Origin of the sequence: Paraliomyxa miuraensis (assembly GCF_026337845.1) — a bacterium.
Lineage (GTDB): Bacteria > Myxococcota_A > Polyangia > Nannocystales > Nannocystaceae > Paraliomyxa > Paraliomyxa miuraensis.
In genome coordinates, this window is record NZ_JAOVZF010000156.1 from 271199 (window position 1) to 286378 (window position 15180).

The 15180-nt window shown below is 68.7% G+C and carries 9 protein-coding genes and 1 tRNA gene; 6 read left to right on the plus strand and 4 right to left on the minus strand.

The annotated features are described in order from the left end of the window. Position 1: 1 nt before the first annotated feature. The 3 genes from OEB96_RS26610 to OEB96_RS26620 form a co-directional block, all read right to left on the minus strand. Positions 2 to 295, minus strand: coding sequence for a hypothetical protein (locus tag OEB96_RS26610; RefSeq protein WP_266219554.1), 294 nt, complete (start codon positions 293 to 295; stop codon positions 2 to 4). A gap of 43 nt (positions 296 to 338) precedes the next feature. Further along, positions 339 to 1400: a tyrosine-type recombinase/integrase gene (locus OEB96_RS26615; protein ID WP_266219555.1), complete on the minus strand. Its 1062-nt coding sequence runs from the start codon at positions 1398 to 1400 to the stop codon at positions 339 to 341. Between the two features lie 298 nt (positions 1401 to 1698). Continuing rightward, positions 1699 to 1775: transfer RNA gene (locus OEB96_RS26620), tRNA-Asp, on the minus strand. A 629-nt stretch (positions 1776 to 2404) separates the two neighbouring features. On the opposite strand from OEB96_RS26620, the gene OEB96_RS26625 reads away from it, so the two are divergent. From OEB96_RS26625 to OEB96_RS26645, 5 genes are all read left to right on the plus strand, one after another. Then, positions 2405 to 2968 (plus strand): serine/threonine-protein kinase, encoded by a 564-nt coding sequence (locus tag OEB96_RS26625; protein ID WP_266219556.1) that lies wholly within the window; start codon positions 2405 to 2407, stop codon positions 2966 to 2968. A gap of 240 nt (positions 2969 to 3208) precedes the next feature. Beyond that, positions 3209 to 3793 carry an alpha-ketoglutarate-dependent dioxygenase AlkB gene (locus OEB96_RS26630; protein ID WP_266219557.1) on the plus strand — a complete coding sequence of 195 codons (585 nt, stop codon included), beginning with the start codon at positions 3209 to 3211 and terminating at the stop codon, positions 3791 to 3793. Between the two features lie 110 nt (positions 3794 to 3903). Beyond that, positions 3904 to 5442 (plus strand): efflux RND transporter periplasmic adaptor subunit, encoded by a 1539-nt coding sequence (locus OEB96_RS26635; protein WP_266219558.1) that lies wholly within the window; start codon positions 3904 to 3906, stop codon positions 5440 to 5442. Further along, positions 5439 to 8534 carry an efflux RND transporter permease subunit gene (locus OEB96_RS26640; RefSeq protein WP_266219559.1) on the plus strand — a complete coding sequence of 1032 codons (3096 nt, stop codon included), beginning with the start codon at positions 5439 to 5441 and terminating at the stop codon, positions 8532 to 8534. Before OEB96_RS26635 ends, OEB96_RS26640 begins: the two co-directional genes overlap by 4 nt. 45 nt (positions 8535 to 8579) lie before the next feature. After that, positions 8580 to 9542 (plus strand): hypothetical protein, encoded by a 963-nt coding sequence (locus OEB96_RS26645; RefSeq protein ID WP_266219560.1) that lies wholly within the window; start codon positions 8580 to 8582, stop codon positions 9540 to 9542. A 45-nt stretch (positions 9543 to 9587) separates the two neighbouring features. Here the strand turns inward: OEB96_RS26645 and OEB96_RS26650 are convergent, their stop codons facing one another. Then, positions 9588 to 12677, minus strand: a complete 3090-nt coding sequence (locus tag OEB96_RS26650; RefSeq protein ID WP_266219561.1) for a DEAD/DEAH box helicase — start codon at positions 12675 to 12677, stop codon at positions 9588 to 9590. 232 nt (positions 12678 to 12909) lie between these two features. Between OEB96_RS26650 and OEB96_RS26655 the strand changes: the two genes are divergently transcribed. Then, a complete protein-coding gene (locus OEB96_RS26655) occupies positions 12910 to 15180 on the plus strand; it encodes a zinc metalloprotease (protein ID WP_266219562.1) in 2271 nt (756 codons plus the stop codon).

Consider the following 15180-nt stretch of genomic DNA (forward strand, 5'->3'; position numbering starts at 1 on the left):
GCTACGCCACCTCCCATCGGACGTGACCGATCTCGGGCGCGGGCACGCCCCGCAGCCCCGCCACGTGCAGCACGTCGAGCCGCTCCATCGCAGTCAGTCCGACCTGCTGCGCCGGAGCGACGACGTACTCCTTCAGCACTCGATCGTCGTGCACGGCGGAGCGCCGATTCACCGCGGCGAGCACCGTGCCGTCCTCGAACACCCACGCGGTCAGGTGGTCCACGATCTCGACCACGCCGAGCTCGCGATGCGAGATCACCCCCGCCCGGCGATCGAGCAGAACCGTGGAGAGCAACGCAGGCCCCGCCTCACGGCTCCGATGGATTCGAAGCGTCGCATCATTCACGGCGCTCCTCCTTCCCGCGGTCACTCTGCCCGGACTCGGGCTGCCGCTCTTCCCTGGGTCCGCACCGCCAGGGCTCGAGCTTCGGCTCCTCCTTGGGCCGGTGCCGCTTCGAGAACACGACGCGCTCGACCACCTCGTAGGCCTTGCCCACACGCGCGGCCGAGATCCGCGTATACCGGCGTGTGGTCGCGATCGACTTGTGGCCAAGCATCTCCTGGATCTGCTCGAGCGGCACCCCACTGTCATAGGCGTTGGTGGCGAGCCCGGTTCGCAGGTCTCGCAAGCACAGGTCATCGAGCGATGCATGCAACGCCACGCGCCGCCACGCCCGGGTGATGTCGTTGTACGGGTATCCGCGGTTGACGTGCGACGGGAACACCCAGATCGCGTCCTGGGGACGGTGAGGTCGCTGCCGATCGATCACCGCGCGCGCCGTCGGCCCAAGCACGATTCGCTTCTCACCAATGATCCGCATGGTCTTGTGGCGGCGGAGTCGCAACGTGCCGTAGTCGCCCTCCTCGAGGTAGACCTCCTTCCATCGCAGGTTGCGGATCTCCGCCGGCCGTGCCCCCGTGAGCGCCACGAGCTGGAAGATCGCCGCCATGTTCGGGTGACAGATCTGGAGCTCGCCGTGGATGATCTCGTCGCAGGTCTCGAAGATGATGTAGACCATCGCCGGGTCGGCAGGCCGGGCGCTCGCCATTTCTGGGTGGCGCCTGATGCGGCGGGTCAGGATGCCTTGCGACTTGCGAAGGCCCAATCGCTCGCCTTCGCTGAGGATGCGTCGCGCTAGATCCAACGCCTGGTTGCCGCGAGCCGGGATGCGCTCGGTGGCCACCCGTAGATCGCGAAGCTCGTCGAGCCCGACCGAATCGAGGCTGAAGTCTCCGAGCATGGGGATCAAGAGCCCCAGCACGGTGCGTCGGTACGAACGGAACGTGGCGATTGCCAGCTCGCCACAGCGATGCTCTGCCTCTCGTTCACCGAGCCAAGCAAGTGCGAAGTCGGCAAAGGAGGGAATCTTGTCGAACTGCACATTGACCTTCTCGGCCACGAGCGCAGGTCGTTGCAGAGAATCGTCAGGGTCGTGATCGATTTCTCGAAATTGGATCCAGTCGGTGCCCTTCGAGCGGGTAGTCGGATGTCGGCGAGGGGTGATCGCCGAGGGAATGGTAGGTGCCTGGTACACGGCTCTTGCCTTTCGTCTGGCAAGAGCGATGTCGCCGCCGGTTCACCACCGACCTGCTCTACCGGTTGTCGTGGGAGCGGTACCCGCTGCGACCGCCAGGCTCCCCAAGGGAGCCCTCCGCTCCCCCCGTCGGTCCTTCTCTCAGACCTTCGGGGAGCACGGTTGGCGGGGCGGACGGGGCTCGAACCCGCGACCTCCGGCGTGACAGGCCGGCGTTATAACCAACTTAACTACCGCCCCAACGCTGCCGAAACAGCGTCATCGAGGGCAGGGAAGATGCCTCCCACCCTCGGGGCTGTCAAGTACCTTTTCGATCCCGCCGTCCATCGCACAAAACCTTTTGATCTCATCGCCTTACACTCCCGACCCTTCCCCACGCCCATCACCCACCCCACGCAACGCTCACCTCCCACCCGGCCTACCCTCAACCGCCCTTTCTCAGCCACTCCCCCGATCCACCCCACCTAAACACCGTTCTTCCAAAATTATTGCCCATGTCGTCCAATTGGTTACAGCGCGCCCACTATCCATTGGAGACGACCCGACGCGAAGGCCCCCGGCATCATGGAAGTCTCCACGGAACCCGCTCCAGACGACGACATGCGCGCGGGCATGGAGGGCTTCATTGCGGTGATGAGGGACCGCAGACCGGCCTCCATGGCTCGTTGCGCCGGCTCTGCGCCCGATGTCATGCGGCTCCGCAACGGCGTGGATGAGGACGGCCTCGCGGCCGCTCCCTGGTCGCTCGTGCGGCGCCCCTCCCCGGCGCGGCTCCTGCCGCGGCATTCCTCGAGCGCACCGCCGTCGGCCGCCGTGCCGTCGGTCGTCGTGCCGTCGGCCAGGCCCGCCTGCGGAGCGGTCGCTACCTCATGCTCGACGAGCTGGGGTCGGGCGGCATGGGGACGGTGCTCGCAGCCTACGACGAGCAGCTCCACCGCCGCGTGGCAATCAAGCTCCTGCACCGCGAGGTCGATGTGCACCACTCGCAGCGACTGCTCCGCGAAGCCCAGGCGCTGGCCAAGGTGTCGTATCCCAATGTCGTCGGCGTGTACGAGGTGGGGCAGATCGAGGGGCGCACCTTCATCGCAATGGAGCTCGTGCGGGGCCAGAGCCTGTTGCGATGGCAATACGAGCGCGTGCGAAGCTGGCGCGAGTGCGTGGTGGTCTACGGGCAGGCCGGCCTGGGGCTGGCGGCCGTGCACTCCGCGGGGCTCGTGCATCGCGACTTCAAGCCGAGCAATTGCGTGATCGACGAAGACGGACGAGTGCGGGTGCTCGACCTCGGGCTGGCCCGGGGGCTCGATGGCACCGAGGGGCTCGGGCCGTCCGCGTCGTATCGACACCTCGCGGTCGACCGTTCGCGCGAGACCACTACGTCGCCGCGCTGGTCTTCGATCCCTCGTCGGCGCGCGCACGCAAGCGAACGAGTCTGACCCAGGACGCGCTCACCGAGCTGCAGCAGCAAGCCACTCGGCCAACGCCAGCAAGCCCCGAGGACGTGCTCGCCACGGTGCGCCCCTCGAACGCCAACACCGACGTCGCCGACGGTGGAGCGAGAAGGTCGTCGTGTCCGTGACGATCGACGGGTGCACGGGCACGGTCGTCGGCGTCGAGCCGACCCCTCGGAAGTCCGCGCGCTCTCGCCCGCCCGCTCGCGCTACCCTCCCCGCCCCATGCCCGACCTGCGACGCATCGCCCTCGACGACACGCACGCCGTCCTCGTCGGCGAGCTGCCAGCATCGCTCGTCCCCGATCGCCCCGCGTTCGATGCCCTGTGGTCGATCCACCCGGCCGCGTTCCACGAGATCAAGATGCACGGCCGCCCGGTGAAGACCCCGCGCTGGCAGCAAGCCTACGGCGCGGACTACCGCTACACGGGCAACACCAACCGCGCGCTCCCCCTCACCCCCGCCATGCACCCCTGGCTTCGCTGGGCCCGGGAGCACTTCGACCCCACGCTCAATGGTCTGCTGCTCAACTGGTACGACGGCACGGCGGATCACTACATCGGCAAGCATCGCGACAGCGAGATCAACCGCGTGGAGGGCTCGCCGATCGTCACGCTGTCGTTCGGTGACGTGCGCATGTTCCGAATGCGACCGTGGCGAGCCCAGGGGTTCGTGGACGTGCCGGCGACGGATGGCTCGGTGATCGTGATCCCGTGGGACACCAACCGGGCGTTCACCCACGAGGTGCCGGCCTCCAAGAAGACCCAGGGGCGCCGGATCTCGGTGACGATCCGTGCGTTCCACGAGTGACCTCGGCCGATCCGAGCGCGAAACCTCGATCGGCATCGATCGACACCGACCGACGAGCATCGACCCGAAGCGAGGTCCGGCGCGCGAAGGTGCGTGGTAGCGTGCGGCGCATGGACGACCCGGGCAAGTCGTGGCGTCGGCGGCTGGCGTTCGTGCCGGTGGCCGCAGTGGGGGTGATCGTGCTGGTGGCGCTGCGAGCCTCGCGGGCGGAGCCGCAGAAGGTCGATCGCACGGAGACGGGCCGGCGCGTGCGAGCGCTGACGGCAGAGCCGATGCAGGTGGTGCCGCGAGCCACGGGCTACGGCGTGGTGCAGGCGCGCGAGGAGTGGCAGATGGTGGCCGAGGTCTCGGGGCGCGTGGTCGAGCTGGCGCCGCAGCTGGAAGAGGGCAACTTCGTCGAGGCCGGCACGACGCTCATCAAGATCGATCCGGGAGACTACGAGCTGAGCGAGGCGCGTCAGGCCGCCAACCTCGAGGGCGTGCAGGCGCAGATCGCCGAGCTGCGGGTGCAAGAGGCCAATACGCGCGAGTCGCTGAAGATCGAGGAGCGCTCGCTCGAGCTGGCCGAGGCCTCGCTCGAGCGCCTGCGAACGCTCCGCGCCTCGGGAGCAGTGTCGGCGGCCGAGGTCGATGCCGAGGAGCGCAACGTGCTGGCGCAGCGCAAGGCAGTGCAGGCCCAGCGCAACACCTTGAGACAGCTACCCGCGAGCCGCAAGGTGCTCGAGGCGCAGATCAAGCAGCAGGAAGCAGGGCTCGAGGGGGCGGCCCGCGACGTGGCCCGCACCGAGATCGTGGCGCCCTATGACGTGCGGATCCGAGATGTGCGTACGTCGCTTCAAGAGGTGGTGGGCGGCGGGCAGGTTTTGGCGGTGGCCGATGGGATCGACATGGCAGAGATCCCCGCCCAGTTCACGATCGGCGAGCTGCGACCGCTGGTGCCGTTCTCGCCCACGCAGACGCCGCTGTCGACCCGTAGCCTCAGCCGCCTGCCGGAGCTGGTGGGGCTCTCGGCCACGGTGAGGCTGGAGTCGTCGGACCTGCATGCACAGTGGTCGGCGTCGTTCGATCGCTTCACGTCGGTCGACCCGCAGACGCGCACGGTGGGCGTGGTGGTGACGATCGCCGATCCCTACCGGGCGGGCCGAACCGAGCGCAAGCCACCGGTGGTGCCCGGGATGTACATGGAGGTGGAGCTGCAGGGGCGAGCCCGCGAGGCCTGCCTGGCGGTGCCACGCTCGGCGCTGCACGGCGACGTGCTCTACGTGGTCGACCAGGACTCGCGGCTCGCCCGGCGAACGGTGGAACTCGAGCTGCGACAGCCCGAGTATGCTTGCATCGCCAAGGGGCTCTCGGCGGGCGAGCAGGTGGTGCTCACCGATCTCGTGCCGGCCATCGAGGGCATGCTGCTCGACCCCGTGACCGACGAGGAGGCCGGGACCAAGCTGGCGGCGGCAGCCGCTCCGAGCGAGGCGGCAGCCGCTCCGAGCGAGGCCCCGTCGGCTCCGAGCGAGGTCCCGTCGGCTCCGAGCGAGGTCCCGTCGGCTCCGAGCGAGACCCCGTCGACCCCACCGCCGCCCGACGAAGCCGGGGCCACCCCGCCCGCGGCAGTCGACGGCAACGAAGGGGCGGGCGCGGGGGAGCAGCCGTGATCGAGTACCTCGCACGCCATCGCACGGCAGCCAACCTGCTGATGCTCATGATCATCGTGCTCGGCGTCACGGCGCTGCCGGGCATGCGACGGGAGACGTTCCCCGACTTCGCCAGCACCACGGTGACCATTCGGGTGATCTATCCCGGCGCCTCGGCCACCGAGGTGGAGGAGTCGGTGGTGCAGCCGATCGAGGACTCGGTCGATGGCGTGGTGGGCGTGGAAGAGGTGGTGAGCACGGCCCAGGAAGGCCTGGCCGTGGTGACGGTGGAGATGCAGGCCGATCGCGACATCGTGACATTCCAGGCCGACGTGGAGGCGGCGGTGGGGGCGATCGACGAGTTCCCCGACGATGCGGAGGAGCCGGTGATCACGCGGCAGGGCGACACGCAGCCGGTGGTCTCGATCGCGGTCACCGGGCCCATGCCGGATGCGGACCTCGAGGCCTACTGCCGCGTGCTCGAGCGCGAGCTGTCGCGGCTACCCGAGGTCTCGCTGGTGGAGGTGACGGGGTTCTCCGAGCGCGAGATCCAGGTGCGCCTCGATGACGTGGCGATCCGTCAGTACGACCTGACGGTGGAGGACGTGGTGGGGGCGATCGGCCGCCAGAGCGTGGACGCCCCGGTGGGCTCGATCCTCGACGAGGACGGCGAGGTGCTGCTGCGCATCGCGGACCAGCGCCGCACGCCGTCGGAGTACGAGGACCTGGTGCTGATGGGAGATCCCCGCGGCGGCGAGGTGCGCCTCGGCGACGTGGCGAGCATCGAGCTGGGCTTTGCGCGGGACGAGCAGAAGATCCTGTTCGATGGCAAGCGCGCGGGGCTGCTGAAGATCTCCAAGACGTCGGTGGAGGACAGCCTGCGGATCCTGGCGGAGCTCGAGGGGTTCATCGCAGCCAAGGAGCACACCAAGCCGCCGGGGGTGACGATGGCGCTCACGCAGGACGCCACGTCGATCGTGGAGGACCGCCTGGAGCTGTTGGTGGTCAACGGCTACCAGGGGCTGGTGCTGGTGTTCGTGACGCTGTGGCTGTTCCTCAACTGGCGACTGGCACTATGGGTGGCCGCGGGGCTGCCGGTGTCGTTCCTGGGCGCGTTCTTCGTGATGGGGCTGGTCGGCTACTCGCTGAACATGATCACCATGCTGGGGCTGCTGTTGGCGCTGGGCCTGCTGATGGACGACGGGATCGTGCTGGCCGAGAACGTGGCCGCGCACCTGCAGCGCGGCGAGTCGGCGCTGGCGGCCTCGGTCGAGGGCGTGCGCGAGGTGGTGCCCGGGGTGCTGTCGTCGTTCGCGACCACGATCTGCGTGTTCTTGCCGATGGCGTTCCTCGAGGGCAGCATCGGCCGGGTGCTGCTGGTGCTGCCGGTGGTGCTCATCGTGGTGCTGGCGGTGAGCCTCGTCGAGGCATTCTTGATCCTGCCCAATCACCTCGCGCACTCGCTGCATGGTCACGAGCAGGATCCGCCGGGGCGCTTTCGGCGGGCGTTCGACGCGGCGTTCGACCGCGTGCGCGAGCAGGGGCTGGGCCGCACCATCGACCTGGCCATGCGCTGGCGCTACGTCACGCTGGGGCTGGTGGTCACGGCGTTCCTGGTGGCGATCGGAATGCTCGGCGGCGGCGTGCTCAAGTTCCAGGGCTTTCCGGACATCGAGGGCGACACGGCGCAGGCGAGGATCCTGCTGCCGGCCGGCACGTCGCTCCAGCGCACCGAGGAGGTGGTGGCGGGGATGACCGCGGCGCTCGAGCGCACGGGGGCGGGGCTCGATTCCCGCCAGCCCGAGGGGCAGCGGCTGATCCAGCACGTGAGCACGCTCTACGACACCAACGCGGACGCGGCCGAGTCGGGCCCGCACGTGGCGACGATCTCGGTGGACCTGCTCAGCGCGGAGATCCGCGACGCACCGATCGACGAATTCTTCGCCACGTGGTCGCACGAGGCGGGGATCCTCTCGGACACGATCTCGGTGACGTACGCCGAGCCCGGGCTGGGTCCGGCGGGGCGGCCGATCGAGATCAGGGTGCAGGGCGACGACCTGTCGCGCTTGCAAGAGGCGGCGCGGCGGATCGAGGCGTTCTTCGGCGAGTACGCGGGAGTGAGCGAGCTGGGCGACGATCTGCGCCCGGGCAAGCCGGAGGTTCGAATCCGGCTGCGGCCCGGGGCGACCACGGCCATGGTCGACACCTCGGCGCTGGTGCGTCAGCTCCGGGCCGCGTTCCAGGGGCAGACGGCGCGCGAGGTGCAGGTGGACGGGCAGTCGACCGCGGTCGACGTGGCGCTGTCACGGCCCGACAGCAGCGATCTCGGCGACCTCGAGTACTTCCTGGTGGAGGCGGGCAGCGAGCGGATTCCGCTGGGGTCGATCGCGAGCTTCGAACACGGGCGGGGCTGGTCGAAGGTCACCCACGTGGATGGCCTGCGCACGGTGACGGTGACCGGCGACGTGGACACGCGCGTGGCCAACGTGGGCGAGCTGATCACCGTGTTCGGTGCGGAGCTGCTGCCCGCGCTGCGGGAGGAGTTCCCCGATGTCACGATCGCGGTGATGGGCGAGTCGGCCGAGTCGGCGACCACCATGCAATCGATGATGAGCGGCATGGCCCTGGGCCTGTTCGGGGTGTTCGTGCTGCTGAGCTTCCAGTTTCGCAGCTACGCCGAGCCGCTCATCGTGATGGTGGCGATTCCGCTGGCGCTCATCGGGGTGATCTTCGGTCACCTGCTGATGGGCACCGTGCTCACCATGCCCAGTCTGCTCGGGTTCGTCTCGCTGGCGGGGATCGTGGTCAACGACTCGATCCTGCTGGTGGAGTTCGTCAAGGCCGGGATCCGCTCGGGGCAGGACGTGAGCGAGGCGGCGAGGCAGGCCAGCCGCCTGCGCTTTCGGGCGATCTTGCTGACCTCGGCGACCACGGTGGCGGGGCTCCTGCCGCTGCTCGCCGAGCGTAGCCTCCAGGCGCAGGTGCTGATCCCGATGGCGATCAGCATCGTGTTCGGGATCCTGGCCTCGACGGTGCTGGTGCTGGTGGTGGTGCCCTCGCTGTATGCGATCCTGGCCGACTTCGGGCTGACGGCCAGGCTGGCCGAGGACTGACGGGCATGCTCGGGGTTCGGAACCTCGGCGGCCGAGGACCGTGAGATGCTGTCCGTGACGATCGGCCCCGCTCTCTTCTGGCTCTGCGCTGCGGTCTCGAGCGCGACCCCCGAGACGATCGAGGTGCAGCGACCGGTGGTCCAGCGCCCCACGACGCCAGCTCCCACGGAAGCGAGCCCGGTGCCGGTGCAGCGGCCCGAGGGCGCTCCCGGTGCGCCACCCTCGGCCGACTCGGGTGCGCCGCCCTCGGCTCCCGTCGTGCAGCGGCCGGCGGGGATGCCCGTGCCGGCACCCGAGCCGGCGGGGATGCCCGTGCCGCACCCGAGCCCAGCACCCGAGCCGGAGGACCCCACGCCCGAGGCACCGGTGGTCGGGCCAGCCTCGCCGCCGCGCGAGGCGACGGGCCCGACCGACCCCGAGCTGCACGATCCGTTCGTCGAGCTTCCGGACGCTCCGGGGCCGAGCCGTCGCGACTGGATGATCGCAGCGGGGCTGTGGGGTGGCGCGGCGACGGTGGTCGTGGCGGGGGTGGTCGTGCAGCGGATCGAGCTGCGCATCGTGGAGCAGCGATGCTTCGGGAGCGCGCTCGACTTCGACTGCAGCCGGCCCAGCCCCTCGATTCGGTGGGCGCAGCTCGGTGCGGTGCTCCTGTGGGGTAGCGGAGCGGGGTTGACCGCGGGAGGAGTGAGCCGCCTGGGGATCGATGCGCGGGGCCGCGAGCGAGCCCGTCGGGCGCGCCTGGGCGTGGGGGCGACGCTCACGGCCATCGGAGGCGCCGGGGTGCTGGCCACGTCGCTTGGCCTCGCCAGCACCGCACGTGGCTGCGAGGACGTGGAGTGCCTGACCCGTGCCACCCTCGTGCGCATCGTGGCCACCGACGTGTCGATGATCGTGGTGACGCTGGGGGCCGCGCTGCTGGCCTCGTCGGTTCGCCGTCGCTCGCGGGTGTCGGCGTCGGCGGGGATCGACCGACGCGGGGCCGGGCTGGGCCTGATGGGCTGGTTCTAACCGGGCCCGGTGAGGCCCGCGCTGCCGGTCATGGAGAGGGTGAGGCTACGCCAGCACGGCCGCGAAGGAGGCGAACAGATCGCCGGGCAACGCATGGCGCAGGCGCCAGGTGATGGCCATCGGTTGTTCGGCCTCGTGCCGCACGTAGGTGGCCGGGCCGAGGAAGTGGAATGCTCGCTGATCGGTGCGTAGGCGAGCGAACAACATGATGTCGCTACCGCGCCGTGCGTGCTGCTGGTAGCGCAGGCCGGTCTTGCCGTCGGCTCGGGTCACCGACTGGCTCTCCCAGTGGATCAGCTCGCGGCTGATCGCATAGTCGCGATAGCGCGTGGTCGGGGAGAATTGGCCCTTGGTCTTGTCGAGCGTGAACGCTAGCAGGTCGGCATTGGCGGCCTCGGCCCAGTAGACGCCGGTCTGCCAGGCGGGAACCTTGGCTCCGTCGCGAATTCCGAAGGCCGCGAGGATCTCGATGCGGGTATAGCGGGCGTGGACCTGGAGCGGGACCTCGGGTCGATCGGAGAGCGGCACGGTCACGTGGTCGACCCGGCCGGCGAGTACGTCGAGCAGCTCGAGCAGCTCGGCACGCACCTGCGGATGCTTCCACAGCAGCCTGCTGCCGGCGGCGAGCGTGGTGTCCGTGGTCACCACTTGGTCGACGATGGAGCCGACGAGCATGCGAAGGAGCCGTCGATCGCGAGGGTCGAGGCGCTCGGGAACGGGCGCGGATCGTCCGGACAACAGCCGTCGATAGCTCTCGATCCGCACCATGTCGTCGATGTGGAGCAACCGCCCGCACGCGGACCGAAGGGCCCGCTCGTGCGGACCCGACCCGAGCACGCGCAGGCCGGCGTCGGCTCGGAGGCTGGACCAGCCCTTCTTGGCGTCGGGGTAGACGTCTTCGAGTCCGAGGCCGGTCTCCTGCAGGTATCGTATCAGGGAGCAGTGCATGCCGTCGCGCTCCAGAGCACGGAGCTCGGCCACCTTGATCGTCCACTTCGAGGGCACCGCGTTGCGAATGCTCTCGAGCACGATCTGGGTGGCCACGCGGTCGAGCTCCATGTGACAGCCCGCGGGGAGGAAGGGGAAGCCGTCGCGAACCTGGCGCTCGAGCTCGCGACGAGTTCCTCCGAGGAGGGCCTGGAGGCGTCGATCGAAGCGAAACTCGGCGCGGTGATGGCCCACGAAGTCGAGCACCGTGCACACCGTCTTCCCCGGGCTGCGCCGAAGCCCGCGACCGAGCTGCTGGATGAACAAGGTGGGGCTCTCGGTGGGGCGCAGCATCAACAACGTGTCCACTGCGGGAACGTCCATGCCCTCGTTGAACAGATCGACCGAGAAGACCACGGCCAGCTCACCGGCGGCCAAGCGGTCGAGCGCGCGGCGGCGCTCGTCGGTCGGAGTGTCGGACCAGATGGCCTGGGCCCGGATCCCTGCGTCGGTGAACACACGGGCCATGAACCGGGCATGCTCCACGCTCACGCAAAAGCCCAGTGCGTGCATGCGAGAGACGTCGTCGACGCGCTCGTGGACCGCCTTGATCACGAAGCGAGCCCACACGTCGTTGCCGGTCAGGAGGTTCGAGAGCCCCTCCACGTCGTAGCGACCGCGCCGCCAGGGGAGCGCCCGCAGGTCGAGATCGTCGTGGATGCCGTAGTAGACGAAGGGTGCGAGATGGTGCTGCTCGATCGCGTCCCAGAGCCTCAGCTCGGCGCTGATGCGTCCGTCGAACCAGTCGAGCACGGGCAGGCCGTCGCTGCGCTCGGGGGTGGCGGTCAGCCCCAGCAGCTCCTGTGGCTGCAAGTGCTCGAGCAGCGCCACGTACGACGGAGCCGCCGCGTGATGGAACTCGTCGATGATGACGATGTCGAATTGCCCGGGATCGAGGTGCTCGAGGCCCGTCGACTGCAGGCTCTGAATCGAGGCAAACACGTGCTCGAAGCGCTCGGGCCGCTCGCCGTCTCCCCAGCGCTCGCCGAACGTGGGATCGCGCAGCCCGTGCCGAAACATGCGACGGCTTTGCTCGAGGATGTCCGTGCGATGGGCCACGAACAGCAACCGGGACCGTGGGAGCGTCTGGCGTAGCCGCGCATAGTCGAGCACGGCCATCACCGTCTTGCCGGTTCCCGTGGCCGAGACGAGCAGGTTGCGATGGTGCCCGCGCTGGCGAGACAGTGCGATCTGCTCGAGCATGCGCTCCTGGAACGGCTTGGGTTGCAGCTCGAACGGGCTCAGCTCGATCGCATCGGTGCGGCTGGCTCGGACGAGGGCCGAGAACTGCGCGGAGTCGTAGGGGACGAAGTCACCGTCGTTCCAGTAGCCATCGAACGCGGCGACGATCCTCTCGATGACATGGGGATTGCGCACTCCGGAGATGCGCACGTTCCACTCGAGGCCGCTGACCTGGGCCGAGTGAGTCAGGTTGGAGGATCCGACGTAGGCGGTGGAGAAACCGGACTCGCGATGGAAGAGCCATGCCTTGGCGTGGAGCCGGGTGCTGCTGTCGTCATAGGAGACCCGCACCTCTGCCCCGAGGTCTCGCAGCTCGTCGAGGGCCCGTGCTTCGGTCGAGCCGGTGTACGTGGTCGTGAGCACGCGCAGCGGCCGGCCAGCGGCACAGTGCGCCCGCAGAGGGTCCAGCATGGTCTTGATGCCGCTACGACGGATGAAGGCCATGACGAGGTCGATGTGGTCCGCCGACTGGATCTCCGCGCGGATCTGATGACCCACCCCGGGCTCACCGGGCGCATTGGTCAGCATCGTGGTGTCGAGCAGCGGAAGCAGCGGCTGCTCGATCGACTCCAGCCGCCCATCGGGAAGATGCCCTCGGATGGCATGCAGGACACGACCGGGCTGGCGCGGCCGATCGGGTACGTACTGACGAGGTGCGATTGCCCGGTCGATGGTGTCGATCAGCGTGCGCGCGAGCTGGATGCCCCGGGCGACCCGCTCCTTGTCACCGAGCGACGCCACTGCACGCTCCACGACGCGCGAGAGGTGCAGCGCGACTCGGTCGGCCGCTTCGGCCGACCGTAGACCTCGAAGCTCGGCCTCGAGGCGTTCATCGAGCCGCTCGAGCGCATTGGCCGCGTCGTCGGTGACGAGGACTTCGTACAGGCCGCGTGCATATCGGGGCATCCGAGGGTAGATCGTGCCGGATTGCGAGGTCTCGTCCAAGTCGAGCCGAGGCCACCGCTACCGACCGAGGAAACCATGCGGAAGTTCTCCCTCGGTCGCTACGAGAGACTCGGATGAGCACGACCCGAGCGAGCCGGCTGGACTCGGTACGTCTCGAACCGCTCATCTCACCCGGGGATGGTTTGCCGGTCTGCGGTGTTGCGGGGCCCGAATCGCTCCGTAGGCTGGCGCGGTGATCGATCGTCCCCCATGCAGCAAGATCGACGCGAAAGCGGGCCAACGGCTCCGGACGGCATTCGGGGCATGGGGCCTCTCGTGGGTCGTGGGGATGGCGTCCGCCTGCCCGGGCTGCCCCGGCGATGATGACCCGGCGGGCTCGGGCACGGGTGGCGACGAGGACATGCCCGACGAAGACCCTGGGCCCCACGGCCCGGCGTGTGGCGAACGGGCCGGCGGACTGGTGCCCGAAGGCTCGCCTGATGACCTGGCGTGGGCGTCGCAGCCGGGCGAGGTCGAACGCGTCGTGGTGCTGCGGGGCGAGCCCATGCTTGCGGAGGACGAGCCACCGCCGCGGGGTTCATCGCCAGCGCCGGCGACGCTCACCGGAGATGACCGCCCGGTCGGCGCCACGACCCAGGGGCCTCACATCCACGAGCGCTGGGGGGAGTCGAGGAAGCTCGAGTTGTCGTACTGCATCAACTCGGTCCCTGGCGAGGATGCAGTGCTGACGGAGAACTATCACAAGACGATTCGAGCGCTCCACTCGACGATGGCGGAGTGGGAGCGGGTCACGGGTGCAAACTTCGTGCACATCATCGCTGACGACACACCGGATGAACTCTTTGATGCGGTCCCCGCGGGTGATGGAACCGTCATCGCGCGAGCGAATTGTGCAACGGGGACGAAGGCATACTTTGGGATGTTCGCGTTTGACTCCGCTTGGCAAGGTGTGACGAACGCAGCCCCGCAGGACTGGGACGACCCTGAGTTGGAACCGTTGCCTGGCGGGGTGCTGCCCCGCCTCCTGCAAGTCAAGTCCCAAATCATCGCGAGCTTCGGCGACGCCACTCTGCTCCTGGTCCTCCGACACGAGCTTGGGCACATCATGGGCTTCGTTCATGAAGAGGGCAACGTCCCCGATCAACCCTGCGAGATCCCCGACGCGCGGCCTCTGACTCCCGTCGATGCCAACTCCATAATGACGACTCCGTCTCAGGTGTGCGATGGCGTGCTATCCGACGACGCCGACCATCTCACTCCTCGCGACCGACTCTCGGCATTCTTCCTTCAGCACACCCCTCGTGCGCGCTTCGAGACCCGGTCACCCTCGCTCGGATACCGGTACGCCGGTGTCCTCGGCGAGGGTGCCGAGATCCTCTGGCACATCGAAGGCTCCACCGAGGGAATCCTCTGGCGGCCTCTGGCAGGACCCGGCGGGATTGCGTTCGTGGAGGAGGCATTTGCCCATTCCTGGCCCGTGCCACCACCTCCCGGGGGCTGGTATCCGAACGAGAGCGAGGTCGTCATCCCGTTGCAGCTCACCAGCGGAGTGACCTCGTTCGACCTCTTCTTCCACGGACCCGGCCCCGACGTCACCGATCTCGCGGTCTTCAACTCCGGGCTCACCACCACGACCTTCGAGCACCCGCAGGATTCGTTCGCGGTGCCCGTGATCGGCCGCTTCGACACCAGCGACCTCGATCGAGACATCGTCTACCTGTACCAGCCCGGAGACGGGCAAGACTCCGCGCTGGTGGCCTCGGACGGCAAGATCTCGATTGTGGCGAACGTGGCCCAGCAGTCCGCTTTCGCGTACCCCCTGGCGGCTCCCTACCGCGGCGAGGGCTTCCCCGATGACATCGTGTGGCTCGAGCCGCACGAGCGCCGGGTGACCACGTGGCGCCTCGGCGATGGTGTCCTCGCGGTCGAGCAAGCCACCCAGGTGGGCCAGAGCGAGCTCGGGCTCGTCCGCGGTGAGCAGATACCGGCGATCGGCGACTTCAACGGCGATGGTCGTGCCGACATCATGTGGCAAGGAGTCTCCAACCTCCCCGCCGGTCTACAGGACACCGTCGACGTGCTGTGGCTCTCGCAGAGCACCGCGACGCAACTCTCCTTCGCGGTGGTCTCCAAGAGCGTCGGCTACAGCTATCGCCCGTTCGTGGGTGACTTCGACGGCGACGGCATCGACGACATCTTCTGGCAGCGGAGTTGGGGCCTGACGTCGCATGGACCTTCGGCCTGGTCCACGGGTCCGAGCTTCGTATGGTACTTCGACGCCATGGGCGGCCACGAAGCAAAGGCGTTCGTGCTCGACGCAGATTACAGCCCCTACGTGGGTGATTTCGATGCCGACGGCTGTCACGACATCGCCTGGTTCGACGCGGTCGGCGACATGCTGCACGTATGGCGTTGCCTGCCGGGCAGCCGAGACTTCGACTGCGGCGTTCCTGCGCCCACGCCGCCCAACGCTGCTCCCGTGGGGATGCACTGGGGATTCTGA